Origin of the sequence: Petrotoga sp. Shatin.DS.tank11.9.2.9.3 (genome assembly GCF_003665005.1) — a bacterium.
Classification (GTDB): domain Bacteria; phylum Thermotogota; class Thermotogae; order Petrotogales; family Petrotogaceae; genus Petrotoga; species Petrotoga mobilis.
Genome location: NZ_JGVT01000008.1, coordinates 1 through 20,798, shown reverse-complemented (window position 1 = coordinate 20,798; position 20,798 = coordinate 1). Strand labels below are relative to the sequence as shown.

Here is a 20,798-nt window from a genome sequence, read left to right as displayed (position 1 = left end):
CTCCAAACTTTCTTTAACTCTTTGTTACTTTTTTTAAGATCAAAATATTATTTGCCAAATTATTTTATTTACAAGTCTCAAAATATAACATATGAATCAGTTCTCACACAATTAAAAATTTTTTCACAACTTTTATCAATTGATCTAGATCATCTACTAACGGAGAGTGACCACAATTTTTTAGATAAATTAGTTTGGCGTTTTCTCCTATATCGTGTTGTATATCAAGAGCCATTTGTTCTGGAACCACTAAATCATTCTCTCCCCACAATATCAAAGTAGGGCATTTTATATTTTTGGCTCTACCATCACCTTGCTTTATCCCGTTATAATCCTCACTTATATTAAAAGTTGCCAAGGCATAATCTACATCAACCAAATTCCTCTGAGTTAACATATCATCCAAATATTCTTCGTATTTTTGAGGTTCTGGCTTATGATGTGTGTATATAGTTGCTTCCCAAACTACTTTAAGAAAATTTTTGTCTTTATTGCTATATGCACTTAAAATGGGAATTACCTGAACAGGATCTTGAGCTATTTCTTCTTTAGTTTTCAAAAATTCACCTTTTATCGGCTTACCTTTTTCATCTTTTTTCAATATAGGATAACCTCTTGTTCCAACAGATTCCAAAAGTATTAATTTGTCAACGTAATTTGGATAATCCGCGGCAAAGATCATGCAAACTCCTCCACCCGTTGACCATCCCATAAGATCAAATTCTGACAAGCCCAATTTATCTACGAATAATTTTAAATCTTCCTCAAAACCGTCAAGAGAATCGATAGGATTGTTATAAGTTGAAATACCAAATCCTCTTAGATCAGGGGCGTAAATAGTGTAATCTGAATCAAAAGATTCCATAAAAACATCCCAATGCTTTGAGGAAGTCATATTTCCGTGGATCAAAAGCAAAGTCTTTTCTCCACCTTGTTTGTATCTATATCCCATAGTTTCACCATTTGGAAGTTCTACCTTTTTTAAAAGTATGTCCACTTTTAATCACTTCCCTTATAAATTTAATAAGTGAATCATCTCTCACTATTAGTATATACATTTTTTACCTAAATTCCAAATTCAATTAACAATGATTATAGGTGATTAAAAGTAATTACACGTAATTAAACCTGATTAAGTAAAAAATTCTCATTTTTACACTTATTTGTAAATAAATGGACCATCGAATTTTTTCGAATTATATCAGAAAGAAAAAAATTGAAAATTATCCAAATTAACCAATCAGATCAAATTATTAGCAATTAAAAGCAATTATGAAAGAAATTCTCTATTTTTCTGATTTGACTTTTCAGAAAATAAGAATTATAATGAAAATGTAGATAAATTTCGTTATTTAGTTTTTTATATGAAAATTATTTTCAATATATGGAGGAAGATTCATGAAAACGTTGAAGAAAAATGCATTCATTGTATCATGTCAGGCAGAAGAAGGCGAACCTTTGTATGGGAAAGAACCCATAGTAAAGATGGCTATCGCGGCTGAGGCTGGAGGAGCAGACGCTATAAGAGCTCTTTCTCCTGAAAATATTCGAGAGATAAAAAAATTTGTTAACCTTCCAGTAATAGGAATAACTAAAAACAGAAGCTTAAAAGGTGCATTTATCACAACCACTAAAAAAGATATAGATGATTTAGTTGAAGCTCACTCAGATTTTATTGCTATCGATTGCACAAGAAGAGAAAGGCCAGAACCTTTACCGGAACTTTTTGATTATTTGAGAAAATATTACCCTCACATTGGGATAATCGCCGATATAGCAGACATAGAAGATGTGAAATATGTTTTACCTTTAAAGCCCGACTATATAGCAACTACACTCGCTGGTTATACTGATTATACCTCCGGAAGAGATTTACCAGATTTAGATTTAATAGAAAAAACTGTAAAAATAACGAATATACCTGTTATCGCTGAAGGGAACATCTCTACTCCTCAATATGCAAGGCAAGCAATCTTATATGGAGCATATGCTGTTACTGTTGGATCGGCCATTACCAGGCCTCATGTAATTGCAAAAAATTTTAAAGATCATCTTAAGGATTTTGGAAATGATGAAATTTTTGCGGTAGGCATAGATATTGGAGGAACTTGGACTCGTGGTGTTTTAACTGATAGATTTGGAAAAATTATAAAAAGTAAAAAGATACCTACAGCAGCAACAGGCAAAGAAGTTATTTCAAATATGCTTTCTCTAATTAAAGATTTAATAACAAATGAGACCCACTTTATTGGAATTGCTACCGGTGGAAAAATTGATTTTAAGTCGGGAATTGTCAATTTTTCAACTGGTTTGATTCCTGATTGGGAAGGAGTACAAATAGCAGATATTGTAGAGCAAGAATTTAATATACGTCCAAAGGTTGATAATGATGCTAATTGTGCTGCATATTTTCAATATTACACTACAAAAGTAAACAATTTATTGATGATAACCGTAGGGACAGGTCTTGGTGGAGGAATAATTAGTAACGGGAAGATAATAAGAGGAATTATGGGGGGCGGTGGAGAAATAGGTCACATAGTATATCCGGGAAATAATAAACGATGTACTTGTGGAAAAGTTGGGTGCGTTGAAACTTTACTTTCTGGAAGATACTTAAGAGAAGAAGTCTATGAAAAGAATAATGAAAAATCCCTAAAAAATATAAAAGATTATGCAAAAGTTATGGCTTGGTTAATTGATACAGTTAAAACTACCGTGGACTTTGAAAAATGTTACCTTGGTGGAGTCATTCCAAAGTACGGTGAGAAAGTATTAAAGGAAATTCGGTCAAGTTACAAAGAAATAAGAAATGAAAGTGGTGATTTTATCGAATATAGCCAATTAAGTGAATTTGCAGGCGCAGGGGGATCCGCAATACTTTCATTTCAAAAAGGAGAAATCTAAAAATGAGTAAAATTCAAGCTTTTCTTAATTCTAGGATGCCTACTTTCACTAAATCTGAAAAGAAAGTAGCGGAGTACATATTAAATAGTAAAAAAGAGGACATAACAAGGATTACCATAACTGAATTAGCTACAAAATGTGGAACAAGCGAGGCTACAATTGCTCGATTCGTTAAAAAAGCAGGTTTTGAAACTTTTCAAGATTTCAAACTTACGTTAGCCTTGGATAATAATGAAGATATATTTGAAGAAGAAAAAGATATAACCATCTTCAAGAATGATTCTCCTCAAGAAATACTTAGAAAGGTAAAATTGGGTTCTCTTAAATCGATAGAGAGCACAACTTCAATACTAGACATAAACAACTTTTTACAAGCTGCAAATTTCATTAGATCTGCTAAAAGAATAGAGATTTACGGTGTAGGATCCTCGTCAGCAGTTGCCAAAATATTACAATATAAGTTGACAAGATTAGGTTTTCCGTCTTACGCATTGGAGGACCCTCACATGCAAGCTATCTCCGCAGCTACTTTGAACTTTGGAGATTTAGCAATTGGAATAAGCCAAAGTGGGTCCACTAAGGACACAGTAGACTCGTTGAATGTTGCAAAAAAGCATGGGGCAACAACTATTAGTTTGACTGAACATGCGAATTCCCCTATTACAAAATCTTCGGATGTGGTATTAGAAATATTCTCTGGTGAAAACCCTGTAAAAACTAGCGCAGGGAGATCTATCCTGGTTCAAATTTTTGCGGTGGAGATCTTGTCTGGCTTGTTGTATTCAATAGAATATGAAAAGGCTTTAACTACAGGAAAAGACACTGCAAGAGCAGTCGTTAATAAATTATATTAATAATTTTTAAAAAAGAAATTTAAACATTTTCGTATCTAATTGCTTTTATTCTTTTTTAATCGTCTCTAATTCCATATAATTTGCTTTTATCAAACTTGACTTTTGATAAAAGTAGATATAAAATATAATTAATAAAGACTCTATACTTATTAATTAAAATTTTAGGAGCTGAAACTTTTTGAAATCACCCAATGAAATGGTACGTATTAACAATTCTATAAAAGTTTTGGATCTACTAATCAATAAAGAAATGTGCAGAGTTGATATTGCTGAGGAAACTGGATTAACCAAAACCACTATTGGAGATATAGTGAAGAATTTTTTAAATATAGGCTTCATTGAAGAGGTAAAAGTTCCTCCCAATGGAGTAGGAAGGCCATCCATAAGTTTGAAAATAGTCAAAGATTTTGCATACGTTATTGGAATTGGAATACTAAGAGATAGCGTGAATGGTTGTTTAATTGACTCAAGTGGAGAAGTTCTTTACAATGTTGATTATCCTTATATAGAGGAAAATCCACAAATAAACATAGTTTACAAAGCGATAGATGAGTTGATGAGAAAAGCCGAACTTACAAATAGAAAAGTTAAAGTAATATCTTTCGGTGTTCCAGGACCTTTGGATACAGAAAAAGGAATAATCAAAGAACCACCAAAATTACCAGAATTCGCTAATTTCCCCTTAATAAAAAAGATAGAAGAAAAATATAACGTATTTGCTTACTTGGAGAATGATGCTGACATGGGGGCAATTGGAGAAAAGTATTATGGGAAAGGAAAAGATTTAGATTCTTTCATCTATATCCTTTATGATAAAGGAATAGGTGCGGGAATAATAATCGATAATCATCTTTATCGCGGACTCACCGGATATGCTGGAGAAATCGGTCATACTCTTTTGTTTAAGAATGAGGAATTAAAATATTTTGAAGATGAATATGGCATAGACTGTGTTGTAAAAAGTATTGGCAAAATAATTTCAAAACCCATTAAAAGCATTCAAGAAGTTGAAGTTTTATCAGATAAAGAAAGAAAATCAATAGAAAGATTTACGGAGGAACTTTCAAGATATTTCGCGTCAATTCTCATTTCTCTTATACATTACTTTGGAATCTCTAACATTTTCATAGATGGAAGAATGAAGTATTTAGGGGATGGCTTTTTTAATCAGTTATTAAATTCCATAAATAAATACATGTTTCATAAACATACTATAAATATTTCTTTTTCAGAGTTGGATGAATATGCCATTTCTCAAGGAGCTGCTAAGTTGGGACTAATTAACTTCTTTAAAACACAAATAATAGAGTATTTTTGAAATACGACAAATAAATTTTTTTCACTCGTTTTTATAGAAAGAAGGCACATTTTTTATATTTCACATCAATACATATTATACGAGGGGTGATAAAAATGATTGTTTAATGAGAAACAAAGATATTTGTTTTGAAAAATAAAAGAAAGAAAGGAGAGAGCAGTATGAAAAAGATTAAGATTGTTGGAATGGTAATGGTAGTTATGTTTGTTATTCTGTTTAGTAATATAGGATTCTCTACGATCCGTCTCGCCGATCCAAGAGTAAGACAGGCGATAGCCTATGCTATTGATATGGATACCATTTGTGAGACTTTACTTGAGGGAAAGGCTACGCCAGCAATAAGTTTAACACCTAACCCAGAATATCGGGCACCCGGATTGAATAATTACGAATATAACCCTTCTAAAGCAAAAGAGTTGTTACAGGAAGCTGGTTGGGATTCAAATTACGTTTTGGATGTTGTTTACTATTACGGAGATCAATTAACTGTGGACCTAATGACTGTTATCCAAGCTTATCTGGCTGATGTAGGGATAAAAATGGAATTTAGAAAATTAGAAGGAGACTTAACCACATCACTCTGGACCCCCCCTGCCGATCCAATAAAAGGACCATCAGCAGTAGACTGGGACTTAGCCTATGCAGGAATAAGTGCTCTCACTTTACATGAATTTTACAACAGATTTAAAGGTGCAGCTTCTTCCAATTCACATACCCCTACTGATCCAAAGCTCGATGAACTAATTGATAAAATTAATTCTACAGCAGATCCTAATGAACAAAAAGAGGCTTTTCATGAGTTAACACGTTATGAAAATGAAACCTTACCGGCTATACCTCTCTATCATCAGCAAGGATTTCTGGTTGAAAGTAAAAGAATCGATCGGAAAGGTATTCCATATGGTAATGAACAATTTGCTTATGATTGGAGAATAATCGATTGGGATATAGAACCAGACAAAAATGGAGAAAGAATTATGTATACAAATGGAGGTCCTGCCCAATTTTTTGAAGCCCCTTTTGTAAATCCTGCAACTAGTACGTTATTATATCTCAAACTTCTATTTGATAGGCTTATTGTGAGTGACGAGAATTTAACCCCCAAAAAAGGGCAATTGGCTTCTGATTATAAAGTTAGCGAAGACGGATTAACTATTGAATTTACACTACGAGAAGGAATAAAATGGCACGATGGAGTTCCGATTACACCAGAAGATGTAAAATTTACATTTGAATACTATGCCAAAGTACCTCAATTGAATGCTGTGGCTTTATATACAATAAGTTGTTTGGAAGGGTATGAGGATTATGTAAATGGAAAGAGTGAAGAAATTAAAGGTATTGTTATTGAAGGGAACAAGGTTATATTCCATTTTGAAAAATTAGATCCAAACGCTCTTATGACATTTTCACAGTGGCCACCTCTTCCGAAACATTTATTAAAAGACACGGATCCACTACAAGCCCAACAAGCTGCTTATTGGCAAAACCCAATAGGTTCAGGACCATTTAAAATCGAAGAAGTGAAGATGAACAATTATGTAACATATGTCCGTTGGGATGATTACTGGGACAAAGGAACTGGAAATATTGAAGAAATTCAGTCTTATCCAAGTGGTGAAAGTGATCCAAACTTGGTTGTTAATGCCGAAGCAGGAAGAGTAGATTATGCTTACACCAAAAGCATAGAGCAAGCAAGCGCTATAGAACAAATAAGTCACGTTAAGTTAATCTCATTTGATCAGATATATACACGCCTTTTTTATCTCAATAAATTTCCCACAGCAGATGAATTATAATTACTGAAAAAATTTATATCTGAGAAATCTTTGAGTTTTTGAAGCTTTGAATAATACTTTTTTAGGCTTTCTCTTCCTAATTCTTTTGTTTTCTAGAAGAGAAAGTCCTTTTTTCCTTAATTAACTAAAAAGGGAAAAGAAAAAGGAGGCGAATCGAAGTATGCGGACTTACATAATAAGAAGGTTATTAATCTTAATTCCGATGCTTATAGTAATATCGTTTCTAATTTACCTTGGAATCGAATTAATGCCGGGAGATGCTGTGTCATTTATGATAGGGCCTGAAGCTGCAGCAAATATACCCATAGAAAGGCTAGATGAAATCAGAGAATCTTTAGGGTTGAACGATCCTTTCATAGTTAGATATTTTCGATGGTTAGGTGGAATAATAAGGGGAGACTTTGGTTATAGTTTAACCAGCGGAGTCCCTATTTCTGAAATAGTTTTTTCTCGGTTATCAGCTACTATTGAACTTGCGGTCGCTGCTTTAATATTTTCTACTGTTTTAGGTAGCATTTTAGGAATTTTAAGTGCCTTAAAAAGAGGAGGTATTTTAGATAATGTAGTAACAGTAGCTGGAATGGTTGGTTTATCACTTCCCCAATTCTTTTTTGGTTTAGTAGCAATAGTCGTATTCTCCCTTAATTTAGGATGGTTGCCAGCAGGAGGGAGAATCATGCCCGGATATGAAACTTTTTTTGACCGACTTCCCCATTTAATATTACCAGCTATTGTTTTAGGATCCTCACTGACCGCAGGAGTAATGAGATATTCCAGAAATAGCATGTTAGAATCTTTAAATAAAGATTTTATAAAAACAGCTCGTAGTAAAGGCCTCCCTGAATGGAGAATAAATCTTATCCATGGTTTTAGAGTAGCAATGACACCGGTTGTAGTTTTGGTTGGATTTAGATTGCCTATGTTGGTGGGGGGCACAGTGGTAATAGAAGAAATATTTCAATGGCCCGGAATGGGGAGAGAATTTCTTGCAGCTGTTCGCGGCCAAGACCTTCCCCTCATTATGATGATCGCGTTATTTACAGTAACTGCAGTATTATTTGCTAGCTTTTTAATAGATATTCTAACTGCAATAATAGACCCACGAGTAAGATTGGAATAGAGGAGTGAGTTTATGAAGAATGGGAAAATTACTAAATTAGACAAAAAAATGAATATGATTAAAGAAAAAGAAGAAAAAGGACTTTTAAAAAATCAGAAAGTTAATAGATCTTTGAGAAAATTTCTTAATAATAAGTTAGCTACTATCGGTTTATTTACGTTAATATGTATTACTTTGTTAAGTGTTTTCGCCCCTTTTATAACGCGTTATGGTCCTGGAGAAATAGATTTAAGAAATAGACTGCAACCACCTTCTCGAGAACATATTTTTGGTACTGATAAAATAGGAAGAGACGTATTTGCAAGAGTACTTTATGGTGGAAGGATTTCGATTTTGGTAGGCCTTGGAAGTGGGATTGGATCAGCAATAGTAGGAGTTTCCATTGGCAGCTATGCAGGATATAAAGGGGGGTTGCTTGATAAAATTTTTTTAAGAATTTCAGAAGCGCTCATAGCTTTTCCCCAAATTATTTTAGTTTTATTGTTAGTTACTATTGTAGGTCAAAGTTTATGGAACTTGTTGTTTATCTTCATCTTAACAGGTTGGGCACCAATGTATAGGATGGCTAGAGCCAGGATGCTTTCAATTCGAGAAGAAGAATATGTACAGGCTCTAAAGTCTTTTGGGGTAAATGATTTTATAATTTGCTACAAACATATGCTGCCTAACGCAATTGGACCGATAGTAATCAATATCACCTTAAGTACGGCTATGTTCATTTTACAAGAAACTTCTCTAAGCTTTTTAGGTTTAGGTGTACCTTTAAATTTACCAACGTGGGGTAATATATTGTATGCTGCCCAAGATTTATCAGTTTTACGAAACAATTGGTGGATATGGTTACCCCCCGGCATAGTAATATCTGTTTTCGTATTAAGTTTAAATTTTGTTGGAGATGGTTTAAGGGATGCTTTTGATTCAACTTATCAAGGATAGAAAGGAGAGTCAAGTGTGATCAAAGATAGTATATTATCAGTAAATAATCTTAGTATATATATATATGCTAATCAGAGGTGTAATAAAGCGGTTCGAAATGTTTCTTTTGAAATAAAAAGGGGCAAAATTTTAGGAATGATCGGTGAAAGTGGATGTGGTAAAAGTATAACCGCCAGTGCCGTTATACAGCTGTTACCAGAACTTGCTCGAATTGAAGAAGGTGAGATTATTTATCATGATAAGGAAGAAGATATCAGGATTGATAGGTTAGAGAAAAAAAGTAAAAAAATGAGAAAAATCCGAGGGGAAAAAATTGCGATGATTTTTCAAGATCCAATGACTGCATTTAATCCAGTATATACAGTTGGATTTCAAATTATCGAAAGTCTACGTTATCATCAACAGATGTCTAAGTCCGAAGCCAAGAATAAAGCTGTTGAATTACTTAGAGAAATGGGAATCCCTACACCTGAAAGAAGGATTGATGAATTTCCTTATCAGTATTCCGGTGGAATGCGTCAGAGGGCTATGATTGCAATGGCGATAGCGTGTAATCCCAACCTTTTAATTGCTGACGAACCAACTACCGCATTAGATGTAACAATCCAGGCTCAAATTTTTGAATTGATACTAAAATTGCAAAAACAATATAATATGTCAATTTTACTTATTACACACGATATGGGGGTTATTGCAGAGTTAGCTGATGAAGTAGTTGTAATGTATATGGGAAACATAGTTGAAAGCGGAAAGGTATCAGAAATTTTAAATGAGCCTTCTCATCCTTACACCAAAGGGTTACTTAAAGCAGTGCCCATTTTGGGAAGAGGAAAAAATCAAAAAATTGAACCAATTAAGGGGACCCCACCCGATCCTTATAATCGTCCCAAAGGTTGTCAATTCTTTCCTCGCTGTGACTACGCTTTTGACAAATGCCTAAAATTTCCAAAAACATATACTATCAGTGAAACTCATTCTGTTAAATGTTGGAATTACTCGAAGGTGTTAGAAAATGATTAATTACCATAAGACTTTAATAAAACTAAAGGGAATAAAAATTTACTTTCCTATTTATAAGGGTGTATTTAAAAAAATAGTAGGTTTTGTCAAAGCGGTAGATGGTGTTGATTTAGATATATATAAAGGAGAAACTCTTGGATTAGTGGGAGAAAGCGGCAGCGGCAAGACGACTCTTGGTAAAGGAATTTTACAGTTGTTAAAAATCACTTCAGGAGAAATAATTTACAGTTTTAATGAAAAAGAGATAAAATTCGGTAAATCAGCTAAAGAAAGCACATCTTTTTTAAGGGGAAAAATACAGATTGTTTTTCAAGATCCTTATTCTACTTTAAATCCATCATTAACTATTTTTAACCAGTTTCAAGACCCCTTGAAAAAATTTGGAATAAAACCGAAAGCCAAAAGGCTCAAAATTCTGGGGGATTTACTCGAAGATGTTAATTTACAGAGAGAATTTTTGAATCACTATCCTAATGAATTCAGCGGAGGCCAAAGACAACGCTTAGGCATAGCCAGAGCTTTAAGTTTAAATCCTGATTTCATTGTTCTAGATGAAGCTACCAGCGCTTTGGATGTTTCTATTCAAGCTCAGATTTTGAAATTATTAGAGAGGTTAAAAAATGAAAGAAATTTAACTTATTTGTTTATTACTCACAATTTAAGTGTTGCAGAATATTTTTGTGACCGAATAGCTGTGATGTATCTAGGAAAAATTGTAGAACTTTCAACGGCAGAAGAAGTCTATAATAATCCTTTGCATCCATATACAAAGGCATTGATTTCCGCGATTCCCGTTTTAGATCCCAATTCAAAATTTAATCGGAAACGTATTATTCTTGAAGGTGATGTCCCTGATCCTGCAAATCCTCCAAATGGTTGTCCTTTTCATCCAAGATGTAAAGAAGCTATGGAACAATGTAAAACAAAAATTCCAAAACTCAAAAGGCTTTCAATTAATGGAGAGGATCACTACGTTGCCTGTCATTTATACGAGGGAGGATATATAAATGAGTAATTTAACGATACCAGAAAAAGAAGTAAAAGTGATTCGTGAATGTGATGTGTTAGTTTTGGGTGCTGGAATGAGTGGCTTTGCTGCTGCTTTATCATCGTCAAGAGCGGGAGCTAAAACTACATTGGTTGATAAGAATCATTTTCCAGGTGGTGTTGCCACCAGCGGGCTTATGTGTAGCATAAGCAATTTTTTTGTTACCGAAGAGGGTATTAATGTAAACACAGGAATACCTATTGAATTTATTGATAGAATTGTGGCTGAGGGTGGAGCAGAACCAGATTACTTACGTATAAAACAACCACAAATTCCTAACGTACCTGAAATTACAAAAAGGGTAATGATTAAAATGTTAAGAGAATCTGATGTCACTACACTATATGGATCAATGCTTATTGATATAATAACAAATGAAGGTAAAATTACCCATTGTATTTTTCAAGGACGTGACAATACTTTTGCTATAAGAGCAAAACAATTTGTGGATGCATCGGGAGATCTCTCAATATTCCGCCGGGCAGGAGGAGAGTATGAAGAAAGGGACGATAGGGAAACATTATTATATAGAATGGCAAATGTTGATATAGATAAAATAATAGATTGGTTTGAAGAAAATCCTGATAGTTACTCTCCCCAAGCAGATATTCCTACTTCATTAGAAGATACTATAAGAAATTGGCGTGAATACGGTGTATTTCACCTGCCACATTTTGGAGGTGGGAATATAAGCATAGTAAAAGAGGCAGTTGAAGCAGGAAAATATAAAAACACTTTTGGTAAGCATTATGAGGATCTTGATTGCTTTGGCTTGTTTTCTTGTAGGGCCGATCATGGAGATGTTTTAATAAATTCAAATTTTTCTTATGGTGACTGTTATGATATTTTATTAGAATCAGAAAGAGAAGATGAAGGTCGTTTGTTGATAGAGGAACAGGTAGAATTTTTGACTAAATATTTCCCAGGATTTGAGAATGCTTATCTTTTAGAATCAGCATGTGAGATAGGGCATCGTACCTCAAGAAGGGCTACATGTGAGAGACTTTATACGGAAGATGAATTTAGTGATGGTGTTAAGATGCAGGATTGTATTGGAGTCATAAGTGAAAGAGATAAAAGAACAAAACCTATTAAAAGGTTGAAAAAGTTAGGGCAATTACCATTATCAATGGTAATCAGTAAAAAAACACCAAATGTAGTTGTAGGCTCTGCAAAGAATCCATATACAGAAGTTTGGGGAATGATACGTGGGCAAGCAGGATGTTTGGTTATGGGACAAGGTGTCGGAGTATCGGCTGCTATAGCTGCAATTACAGGAAAAGATGTAGTAAATGTTAATATAAGAAAAGTACAAGAAGAACTTATAAAACAAGGTGTAAAAATACCTCATATATGTTGATTGTATTTCCTTGTTGTTCTATCTTTTCTATGTACCATGGCTCTGTTATATTCAGTATCTGTTCAAAGAATTTGGGTAACTCTTTTCTCATCTGGTATCACTCATCATGTATTTTGTGTTCCCTTAAATGATACCAGATTATTTAATCATTTGTTCATATTTCATTTTTTCTACCCATACTTTTTGGAAGAGAACCAAAATTTCATATTTGTTCAAATTGCCCGTTTTTGCGTTAGACCAAGAATAGAAAATATTATTGAAAGAAATTTAGTAAGAATAAATGGTTAAATTAAATTAAATATTTCAGGAGGTTAGCAATGAATGATAAAAGACTGACAAACAGTGAGTTATTACAACTTAAAAGATTCAATACACCAACTATTTACAACGGTTGGGAAGCTATTACTGATCATGATACAACTGGTGGTCATTTTAATTTAGAGGAAACAACGGACTTTATGCCCCACATGGCACCTATAGTAGGATATGCTGTTACTGTTAAAATAGAACCCAGTAATCCAGAACATAAGAAGAATAGAAAAGCCTGGCAGGAATACAGGGAATATGTTGCCAGTATTGATGGCCCCAAAATAGTTGTTATAGAGGATCTGGATAAACCAGAAGTTATTGGTTCCTTCTGGGGAGAAGTTAACAGCAATATACATAAAGCCTTGGGGTGTATAGGTACAATTACAGATGGAGCTATTAGAGATGTAGATGAAATGACAGATGTTGGTTTCAAAGCAATTGCCAGAAGACTCTGTGTAGGACATGCCTTTGTAACGCCGGTTGCCTGGAATTGTAAAGTTGAGGTATTTGGGTGTCCTGTTAAACCCGGTCAGTTAATTCATGCAGATAAACATGGATTTCTGGTGATTCCTGAAGAAGATGAAGAAAGATTACTTGAAGCTTCACTATTTATGGATGAAAATGAATGTAATACAGTGATTACAGCAGCTAAAGAAAGTACAGGGAAAAGTAAACAAGAAATACTGGCAGCACTTAGTAATGCTGATAAAAAGTTCAGTAAGGCAACTGAAGAGAAATTTGGTAGTAAAGGTGAATGGTAGTTGTCATTAATTCAATAGTATGATTATAAAAAATTAATTTTTGCTATTTTTGCTTATTTTATGCTTTTTTACTATTATCATAGAAGACAGTAAAAATAGGGGGTTTTATTATCAAAAAGTTTTTATTGTTTAATACCAGCATTTTAAATGGGCATTTGCTGAATAATGTAAAACTTACAACAAATCCAGTTCAAAAAGATATTGAAAATAACCCATTATTTTCAGAAGAATATTATAGTGAACCTGCCCGAAAATGGGAAGTACGTTATGATAATGGATATCCAAATGTTATATATGATCCTAAATATGGAAAATTTCGTTGTTATTATACAGTTTTTACATATGATGAAGATTCCTCCAAAACTCCTTTAAATATGCGTACAAAAAAACTATATTCTCCTTCAGAAAGTCGAGTTACTTCTCTTTGTTATGCAGAGAGCGAAGACGGGGTGAATTGGTATAAACCTAATCTTGGTTTAGTAAAATTTGAAGGGAATACAAGAAATAATATTATAATGCAATACGCACATGGAACAGGCGTTTTTTTGGATGAGGAAGAAATTGATTCTAGAAAAAGATATAAACTCGTGACAAAAGTTTTTTATTCTAAAAGAAATCACTATATGGCGGTATCATTCTCAGAAGATGGTATACACTTTGAAAAACTTAGGGAATGGCCCAAATATAATCCACGCGGTGATACACATAATTTCCCTTTTAGAGACAAAAAAACTCAAAAGTTTAAGCTAATAACTCGTATTTGGAAAGACGGTGTCAGAATTGCTGCAATTTCTGAAAGCGATGATTTCATTAACTGGTCAGAACCAAAAGAAATTTTGAGAGGCGATGGTTTTCAAGATCAAGTTTATTCTATGCCTGTATTTTTATATGACAATATTTATATTGGTTTAGCGTCAATTTATCATGAAGGCGATCGTTCAGCCAAAAACTTTGATCTTGTTGATGTTGAATTAAAATACTCGACAAGTTTAGAACATTGGGATAGAGTAGGAGAAAGAGGAGAATATTTTATACCTAGAGGTGTGGGCAATTATCCTGACGGTGAGTTTGATTGCGGCTGCATATATGCTTCTTCTCCTATCGAGATTGATAATAAGATGTTTTTTTATTACATGGGAAGTAATGGGCCTCATACTGGTTATAGAGAGACATATTTTGCAAGAAGTTGGATAGAAAAGGATAAATTCGCATACTACGAAACAAAAGATAAAAGTAAAGTAGGTCTTCTTTATACAAAGCCTTTCACATTATATGGTGATGAATTGTTGATTCTTATGGAACAAGAAGGATCCGAAAATCCCAAGATTTCTCTTTGTAGGGAAGATAACACGCCATATTCTGGATACGAATCAGAAAATTGTATCTTAACAGAAACAGGCACACCCTACAAAAAAATCAACTTTAAGGATAAGAAAATAAAGGATTTAAAGGGTAATTCAATTGTAATCTCCATAGAATTCTCAAATGCAAAAATTTATGCAATTGCGGGAGATTTGGAAAGCAACAAAAAAGACTGTGAATCCTAAACATATTAGATAATAAAACTACCAATGAGCAAATTTATAGGAGGGAAACTAGATGGCCAATTTTCAAATAAACGAAATAAAGGGAGTAATACCTGCGATTTTGTCTATCTTTAATAAAGAAGAAGAAATCGATGAAAAAAGTACAAGATCATTCATTGATTTTTTACTTGATCAAGGAGTTAATGGTTTATATTTAACCGGAAGTACCGGCGAAGCTTTTTTAATGAATTTAGAAGAAAGAAAAAAATATGTGGAAATTGTAGCAGAACAAGTTAAAGGAAAAGTCCCTATAATTGTTCACATTGGAGCTATTGGTACCAGAAATTCTATTGAACTGGCAAAACATGCATATAAAATTGGGGCAGATGCGATTTCATCCGTACCGCCTTTCTATTGGAAATTTCAGGAAGAAAATATCATCGATTATTACAAAGATATAGCTGCATCTGTTCCTCTTCCTTTTATAATCTATAATATCCCTCTTGCAGGTATTTTAACTTTAGATATTATAAAAAAGCTAGCGAATATAGAAAATATTAAAGGCATAAAATATACAGCAACAACTCACGATCAAATTTCTTCTATTAAAGACCAAATAAGCAAGGATTTTTTTGTGTATTCTGGTTGTGACGAAATGGCAATTTCAGGTTTAATCAATGGAGCTGATGGTATTATAGGTTCTTTTCTTAATTTAATGCCGGAATTATTTATAGAAATTTATGAGGCTATAGAAAATAAAGATTTAATAACAGCAACAGGAAAACAAAAGGATGCCATAAGAATAATAGAATATTCTCTTCATTTTGATTATTTTTCTGTTATACGTTTAGGTTTGAAATGGCTAGGTATAGACGCAGGATATTCACGTAGACCTTTTAAAAATTATGATACAGATGAAGAAAAAATTATAAAAAAAGGCTTCATTGAATTGAGGGAGAAATATCAAATAAAAGGAGTAAAATTTTTAGATTCTTTATAATTTTAAAAAGCAATACTTTTTTCGGCGACTAATAACTACACTTACTAAAAGATAATTCTAACAAAAATATATACCCACCAAACGAAGAAATATTTTGTTTTTATATATATAAATTTAATTTACAATAATAGTTAGGAACCGTATTCAAGGGAGTGAGTATTATGATCAATTATGTAGAATATAAAACTGATGTTCTAGTGGTCGGAGGAGGTTTAGCAGGAATCAGTGCCGCTATGGAAGCAGCCAAAAATAATGTAAATGTAACCTTGGTAGTGGCAGATAAAATATTTTCTGGATCTAGTTTTAACCCTTACACTTGGGGATTGGGAATAATAGCTCCCCTTAATGATGCAGATAAAGTTGATTTAGTAGAAAATATATATGAAGTTGGCTGTGGCTTAGTAGAGAAAAACTTAAGTTATACTCTTGTAAACAATATTGAAGACAGAATAAATGATTTACAAGATGTTGGAGTAGAGTTTAAAAAACCTGATAATCTAATGGGTGATAATACTTTAATACCATGTTTCGACAAAAAACACCGAAAATGGTATGGTTTTACATTTGAACAATCGAAACCAAAGCTTTATCAGCAAATAAAGAGTTTAAATATAAAAATTTTTGAAAGGCATAAAATCTTGAAGTTGATTAAAGGTGATGATACATTTGCTGGAGCTATAGCTATAAATGAAAATAATCAAATAATCTATTTCTCTGCTGCTTCTGTAGTAATAGCTTCTGGCGGTTTTGGTGGACTTTACAAGCATAATTTAAATACTCCAGATATTAATGGAGAAGGACTTTTTTTAGCGTTATCGGCTGGCTGTGAATTAATTAATTTAGAGTTTATTCAATTTATTCCAGGGTATATAAAACCTAAATACAAAACTATAATGGCTGAAAGAACTTTTAAGTTTGCCTCTTTGGAAGATCCTCAAGGTAATAACATACTAGAAAAATATCTACCTGAAGAGATAAACGCAAAAGAGGTTTTGATTGAACGATCAACACATGGCCCTTTTACAAGTAGATTAAAATCAAAATATGTAGATATAGCTTTATTTAAAGAATGCCTTTCCAACAAAGACTTCCAAGGAGTTAAATTAAAATATAATATCGATGTTTCAACTTTAGACGGCCTTTTAATAAAAGAATATTTTAATTGGCTGGAGAAAAAACAAGGAATAATGTATAATAACGAAATTACAATAGCTCCATTCGCACATGCTTCAAATGGAGGAATTAAGATAAATAGAAAAGCAGAAACTAATGTAGCAGGTATATATGCTGCGGGAGAAACAACCGGGGGAATGCATGGAGCAGATAGAATCGGTGGGTTATCTACCGCCAATGCTTTAGTTTTTGGAACCATAGCTGGAAATAGTGCTTCATTATATGCTAAGAAATACAGAAATCACGTTGACAAGGCCTTTGTAAAACGCCAACTTTCTTCTTTTATAAACAACATGAAAGTATCCAGTGTGGATCCTAATTCAATTATGATAAAAGTGAAGGATTTAATGTGGGAAAATGGGAATGTCGTAAGAAATGAAGAGAAGTTAGAATATTCCATTAAAGAAATCAAAAAAATGGAAAAATATTTTGATTATAAATACGATCTTTCTTATATACCAAATATAGCTAAACATATACAAGCATATAATTATGTAAAATTATCTTTAATTTTATTAAATGTAATGCTACTTAGGCGAGAAAGTAGAGGTCCTCATTACAGAGAGGACTATCCATACCAAATTTCTGATTTTGAAAAATATATAGTGGTTTCACAAGGTCAAGATGGAATGGTTAAATATACTTTTAAATCTACTAATAAGGATTCTCAATGATGTAAATATAATCTTTTAAGAAATAAAAATTTTAGCCAAGAGATTTATGTTAGGTGGTAAAATCAATATTCAAAAAGGATGCAATATATGGACACTTATACCCGCTGAAAAATGGGCAGAAGAGTATACTAAAACTAAACTATTGCCTTTTAAGGAAATAGTAGAAAAAAGTATGAAAAAAAGATGGAAAATGGAAATATTTTTCCCATGGTATAGAAGTTTTGAAGTTGGAATAAATTTATCTCCGTAAGTCAAAATCTTCTGTCATCGTTGAACAATCCGCCAATGAAGCCTCTGCTCACGTTTCTATTTTCTCCCTTGTTTTGATACTTTGCTGCAGCGTTTATTCTGTCTGCGAGTCTTGAAAACGGAAGGCTTTGTAGATAAATAGTTCCTGGACCTTTGAGGGTTGCTATGAACAAACCTTCTCCACCAAAAAGTGCATTAGTAAAACCTCCTATAAACTGAATATCATAATTCACAGTTTTTGAAAAACCTACTACACAACCAGTATCTACTTTTAAAATTTCACCTGGTTGCAACTGTCTTTCGATTAAAGCCCCTCCAGCATGAATAAAAGCCAAGCCATGTCCTTCTAATCTTTGAAGAATGAAACCTTCTCCACCAAATAACCCGGTGCCTATCCTTTTTGTAAACTCTACTTCTATTTCTATACCATTTGCTGCACATAAAAAACTGTCCTTTTGACAAATAAAAGTCCCATTGAATTCTATTAAGTCGATCGGTACAATTTTACCCGGATAAGGAGCACCAAAAGCAACATGCCCTTTGCCTTCCCCACTTTGTACAAAGTTTGTTATAAAAAAACTTTCTCCGGTCATCATCCTTTTCAAGCCTCTGAAAAGACCTCCACCCGTGTTGGTTTGCATCACTATTCCTTCTTCCATATACATCATAGCACCAACTTCAGCCCTAATACCTTCCCCTGGATCAAGCTCAATTTCCACTAGTTGCATATCATCACCATAGATTTTGTAATCTACCATGTCAGCCATTTTCTAATCCTCCTTAAATTTCAAAATTTGTTGTCTTTAAAAACTAGATATATAGCGCCCTTCCCCCGCTGCCCGCCCATGAGGAAAAAGGAACTTTACTCCTTTGCCCCACAGCGATTTTGATTCTTTCATATTATAAATTATTTGTACAAAAAATTAAATATAGAACTTATTAAATGGTCTTGATTTTTATTTTTTTTGTGATATAATATTAGTGGTAATTTAAAGAAAATTAATTAACAGAATGAGTGCCGAGGGCTTTTCGCCCTCGAGCTTTTTTATAAAAAATATTTTTTGGAACGAGAGGGGTGAATACCATGTTAACCAACAAAGAAATTAAACAGTTAATATGGGAAAAAGCCGATAATGTTGCTTCTAAGTTGGGTCTTGAAATTTTTGATATTTTAATTAAAGGTAGTAATAAAAATAAAATTCTAGAGGTTGTGATCGATAAGGCAGACGGATACGTGTCCATAGGAGATTGTGAAAGGTTTTCCAAAGCCTTTGACCCTTGGCTAGACGAAATTGACCTCTTTGACAAGAGTTATGAGTTAGTAGTTAGTTCCCCTGGACTTGATAGAAAATTAAGAGGCAAAGCAGATTACGAAAGATTCAAAGGAAAATTAGCAAAATTCATTTTAAAGGGGAAAGAGACGAAACATCCTGTAGTAATTGGTTATATTGACGATATATTGGAAGATCAAATTAAAATTACTGAAAAAGATTCTGGAAAATTATTTAACATCGATTTAAACGAAATAGACAAAGCCAATTTAGAAATTGAATTGTAAAATTTGAAAGATATGGGAGGTGTAGAACATTGAACTTAAACCTATTAGAAGCTTTAGACGCCTTGGAAAGAGATAAAGGTATAAGTAGGGACTCGTTAGTTGATATTATAGCTAAATCTATTAAAAGTGCGTACAAAAAAAATTATGGAGCAAAAAACGTTGAAATTGAAATTGATAAAAATCTAACAAAATTGAATGTTTATCAATTATGGAAAGTCGTTGAAACAGTTGAAAACCCTAAAGAAGAAATTTCTTTGGAAGAAGCTAAAAAAATTAATCCAAAAATAGAAATAGGTGAAATGGTAAGAAAAAAGATCAATCTTAAAAAGGATTTTAGGCGAGTTGCCGCTCAAACAGCTAAACAAGTGATACTTCAAAATTTGAAGGAATTGGAAAAGAAAAACTTGTTTGATAAATACGTAGCTTTAAAAAATAGGATTTCAACCGCTGAAATAATTAAGGTTAGTGATGAATATATTGACATCAGAATAGGAAAATTAGAGACTAAACTCCCTATGAAAGAGACAATTCCTGGAGAAACTTTTAAAAGCGGAGAACTTGTAAAAGTCTACATAAAAAACATTCAAAACACATCAAAAGGCCCAAAAATTATGGTTTCAAGAACTGTACCTGAACTCATTACAGAACTACTATCATCTATCGTACCAGAGATAGAAGAAGGTATCATAAAAATTGTAAAAATAGTCAGGGAACCCGGAATACGGACTAAAGTAGCTGTTGTCAGTTCCATGCCTGGAGTTGATCCTGTAGGTGCTTGTATCGGTGAAAAAGGTTCAAGAATCAGTGAGTTACTGAAAGAATTAAAAAATGAAAAAGTAGATATTATAGAATATTCAGAAGATCCTAAAATTTTTATAAAGCATGCTCTTGCCCCTGCTGAAGTAAAAAATATAATTCTTAACGAAGATGAAAAAACTGCTTTTGTTTACGTCCCAGAGAATCAACTTTCTTTAGCTGTGGGAAAGGGAGGGCAAACTGCTAGATTAGCAGCAAAGATTACTGGATGGAAAATTGATATTCACTCATTAAAATAAGTGAAAAAAAAATACCGCATCAGTCAATTAGATGCGGTATTTTTTTTGGGGTGAGAAATACAAATAGGTCATAATTATTACTTTAAAAAAAAGGAAGGGGGCGATACCTACTCTCACACGTCAAAGCGTAC

The 20,798-nt window shown here is 33.1% G+C and carries 18 protein-coding genes; 16 read left to right on the top strand and 2 right to left on the bottom strand.

Annotated features, from left to right (window positions below):
• Positions 1-103 precede the first annotated feature (103 nt).
• Positions 104-997, bottom strand: a complete 894-nt coding sequence (locus tag BZ25_RS09605) for an alpha/beta fold hydrolase (RefSeq protein WP_199676888.1) — start codon at positions 995-997, stop codon at positions 104-106.
• Positions 998-1,398: 401 nt separating this feature from the next.
• Here BZ25_RS09605 and BZ25_RS09600 point away from each other — a divergent pair, with 401 nt between their 5' ends.
• From BZ25_RS09600 to BZ25_RS09535, 14 genes are all read left to right on the top strand, one after another.
• Positions 1,399-2,907 (top strand): putative N-acetylmannosamine-6-phosphate 2-epimerase, encoded by a 1,509-nt coding sequence (locus BZ25_RS09600; RefSeq protein WP_121514638.1) that lies wholly within the window; start codon positions 1,399-1,401, stop codon positions 2,905-2,907.
• Positions 2,908-2,909: 2 nt separating this feature from the next.
• On the top strand, positions 2,910-3,761 hold the full coding sequence (locus BZ25_RS09595) for a MurR/RpiR family transcriptional regulator (RefSeq protein WP_121514639.1): 852 nt from the start codon (positions 2,910-2,912) through the stop codon (positions 3,759-3,761).
• Between the two features lie 178 nt (positions 3,762-3,939).
• Complete coding sequence (locus BZ25_RS09590; RefSeq protein WP_121514640.1) at positions 3,940-5,079, top strand: ROK family transcriptional regulator; 1,140 nt, start codon at positions 3,940-3,942, stop codon at positions 5,077-5,079.
• A gap of 161 nt (positions 5,080-5,240) precedes the next feature.
• Positions 5,241-6,878: an ABC transporter substrate-binding protein gene (locus BZ25_RS09585; protein WP_121514641.1), complete on the top strand. Its 1,638-nt coding sequence runs from the start codon at positions 5,241-5,243 to the stop codon at positions 6,876-6,878.
• 160 nt (positions 6,879-7,038) lie between these two features.
• A complete protein-coding gene (locus BZ25_RS09580) occupies positions 7,039-7,998 on the top strand; it encodes an ABC transporter permease (protein WP_121514642.1) in 960 nt (319 codons plus the stop codon).
• Positions 7,999-8,010: 12 nt separating this feature from the next.
• Entirely contained in the window at positions 8,011-8,934 is a 924-nt protein-coding gene (locus BZ25_RS09575) for an ABC transporter permease (protein WP_121514643.1), read from the top strand.
• Between the two features lie 18 nt (positions 8,935-8,952).
• Positions 8,953-9,954, top strand: coding sequence for an ABC transporter ATP-binding protein (locus BZ25_RS09570; RefSeq protein WP_121514654.1), 1,002 nt, complete (start codon positions 8,953-8,955; stop codon positions 9,952-9,954).
• On the top strand, positions 9,947-10,969 hold the full coding sequence (locus BZ25_RS09565; RefSeq protein ID WP_121514644.1) for an ABC transporter ATP-binding protein: 1,023 nt from the start codon (positions 9,947-9,949) through the stop codon (positions 10,967-10,969). Before BZ25_RS09570 ends, BZ25_RS09565 begins: the two co-directional genes overlap by 8 nt.
• Positions 10,962-12,362 carry an FAD-dependent oxidoreductase gene (locus tag BZ25_RS09560; protein ID WP_121514645.1) on the top strand — a complete coding sequence of 467 codons (1,401 nt, stop codon included), beginning with the start codon at positions 10,962-10,964 and terminating at the stop codon, positions 12,360-12,362. Before BZ25_RS09565 ends, BZ25_RS09560 begins: the two co-directional genes overlap by 8 nt.
• Before the next feature lie 317 nt (positions 12,363-12,679).
• Entirely contained in the window at positions 12,680-13,432 is a 753-nt protein-coding gene (locus BZ25_RS09555) for an RraA family protein (RefSeq protein WP_121514646.1), read from the top strand.
• A 125-nt stretch (positions 13,433-13,557) separates the two neighbouring features.
• A complete protein-coding gene (locus BZ25_RS09550; RefSeq protein WP_199676886.1) occupies positions 13,558-14,979 on the top strand; it encodes a hypothetical protein in 1,422 nt (473 codons plus the stop codon).
• A 52-nt stretch (positions 14,980-15,031) separates the two neighbouring features.
• Entirely contained in the window at positions 15,032-15,958 is a 927-nt protein-coding gene (locus BZ25_RS09545) for a dihydrodipicolinate synthase family protein (RefSeq protein ID WP_121514648.1), read from the top strand.
• Positions 15,959-16,119: 161 nt separating this feature from the next.
• Positions 16,120-17,805 carry an FAD-dependent oxidoreductase gene (locus BZ25_RS09540; protein ID WP_121514649.1) on the top strand — a complete coding sequence of 562 codons (1,686 nt, stop codon included), beginning with the start codon at positions 16,120-16,122 and terminating at the stop codon, positions 17,803-17,805.
• A gap of 46 nt (positions 17,806-17,851) precedes the next feature.
• Positions 17,852-18,055: a hypothetical protein gene (locus tag BZ25_RS09535; RefSeq protein WP_121514650.1), complete on the top strand. Its 204-nt coding sequence runs from the start codon at positions 17,852-17,854 to the stop codon at positions 18,053-18,055.
• A gap of 1 nt (position 18,056) precedes the next feature.
• Here the strand turns inward: BZ25_RS09535 and BZ25_RS09530 are convergent, their stop codons facing one another.
• Complete coding sequence (locus tag BZ25_RS09530) at positions 18,057-18,821, bottom strand: TIGR00266 family protein (RefSeq protein ID WP_121514651.1); 765 nt, start codon at positions 18,819-18,821, stop codon at positions 18,057-18,059.
• Positions 18,822-19,138: 317 nt separating this feature from the next.
• Between BZ25_RS09530 and rimP the strand changes: the two genes are divergently transcribed.
• Together rimP and nusA are read left to right on the top strand one after the other, a co-directional pair.
• Complete coding sequence (gene rimP / locus BZ25_RS09525) at positions 19,139-19,612, top strand: ribosome maturation factor RimP (RefSeq protein ID WP_121514652.1); 474 nt, start codon at positions 19,139-19,141, stop codon at positions 19,610-19,612.
• Positions 19,613-19,641: 29 nt separating this feature from the next.
• The gene (nusA, locus tag BZ25_RS09520) at positions 19,642-20,667 is read left to right on the top strand and encodes a transcription termination factor NusA (protein ID WP_012208368.1); all 1,026 of its coding nucleotides are present in this window, start codon (positions 19,642-19,644) and stop codon (positions 20,665-20,667) included.
• Positions 20,668-20,798 lie beyond the last annotated feature (131 nt).

What these genes read in the sequence shown, in the direction of transcription:
- BZ25_RS09555 (WP_121514646.1), top strand. Translation starts at nt 12,680, where the DNA reads ATGAATGATAAAAGACTGACAAACAGTGAGTTATTACAACTTAAAAGA.
- BZ25_RS09575 (WP_121514643.1), top strand. Translation starts at nt 8,011, where the DNA reads ATGAAGAATGGGAAAATTACTAAATTAGACAAAAAAATGAATATGATT.
- BZ25_RS09535 (WP_121514650.1), top strand. Translation starts at nt 17,852, where the DNA reads ATGTTAGGTGGTAAAATCAATATTCAAAAAGGATGCAATATATGGACA.
- rimP (WP_121514652.1), top strand. Translation starts at nt 19,139, where the DNA reads ATGTTAACCAACAAAGAAATTAAACAGTTAATATGGGAAAAAGCCGAT.
- BZ25_RS09595 (WP_121514639.1), top strand. Translation starts at nt 2,910, where the DNA reads ATGAGTAAAATTCAAGCTTTTCTTAATTCTAGGATGCCTACTTTCACT.
- BZ25_RS09585 (WP_121514641.1), top strand. Translation starts at nt 5,241, where the DNA reads ATGAAAAAGATTAAGATTGTTGGAATGGTAATGGTAGTTATGTTTGTT.
- BZ25_RS09600 (WP_121514638.1), top strand. Translation starts at nt 1,399, where the DNA reads ATGAAAACGTTGAAGAAAAATGCATTCATTGTATCATGTCAGGCAGAA.
- BZ25_RS09530 (WP_121514651.1), bottom strand. Translation starts at nt 18,821, where the DNA reads ATGGCTGACATGGTAGATTACAAAATCTATGGTGATGATATGCAACTA.
- BZ25_RS09560 (WP_121514645.1), top strand. Translation starts at nt 10,962, where the DNA reads ATGAGTAATTTAACGATACCAGAAAAAGAAGTAAAAGTGATTCGTGAA.
- BZ25_RS09580 (WP_121514642.1), top strand. Translation starts at nt 7,039, where the DNA reads ATGCGGACTTACATAATAAGAAGGTTATTAATCTTAATTCCGATGCTT.
- BZ25_RS09545 (WP_121514648.1), top strand. Translation starts at nt 15,032, where the DNA reads ATGGCCAATTTTCAAATAAACGAAATAAAGGGAGTAATACCTGCGATT.
- BZ25_RS09540 (WP_121514649.1), top strand. Translation starts at nt 16,120, where the DNA reads ATGATCAATTATGTAGAATATAAAACTGATGTTCTAGTGGTCGGAGGA.
- BZ25_RS09565 (WP_121514644.1), top strand. Translation starts at nt 9,947, where the DNA reads ATGATTAATTACCATAAGACTTTAATAAAACTAAAGGGAATAAAAATT.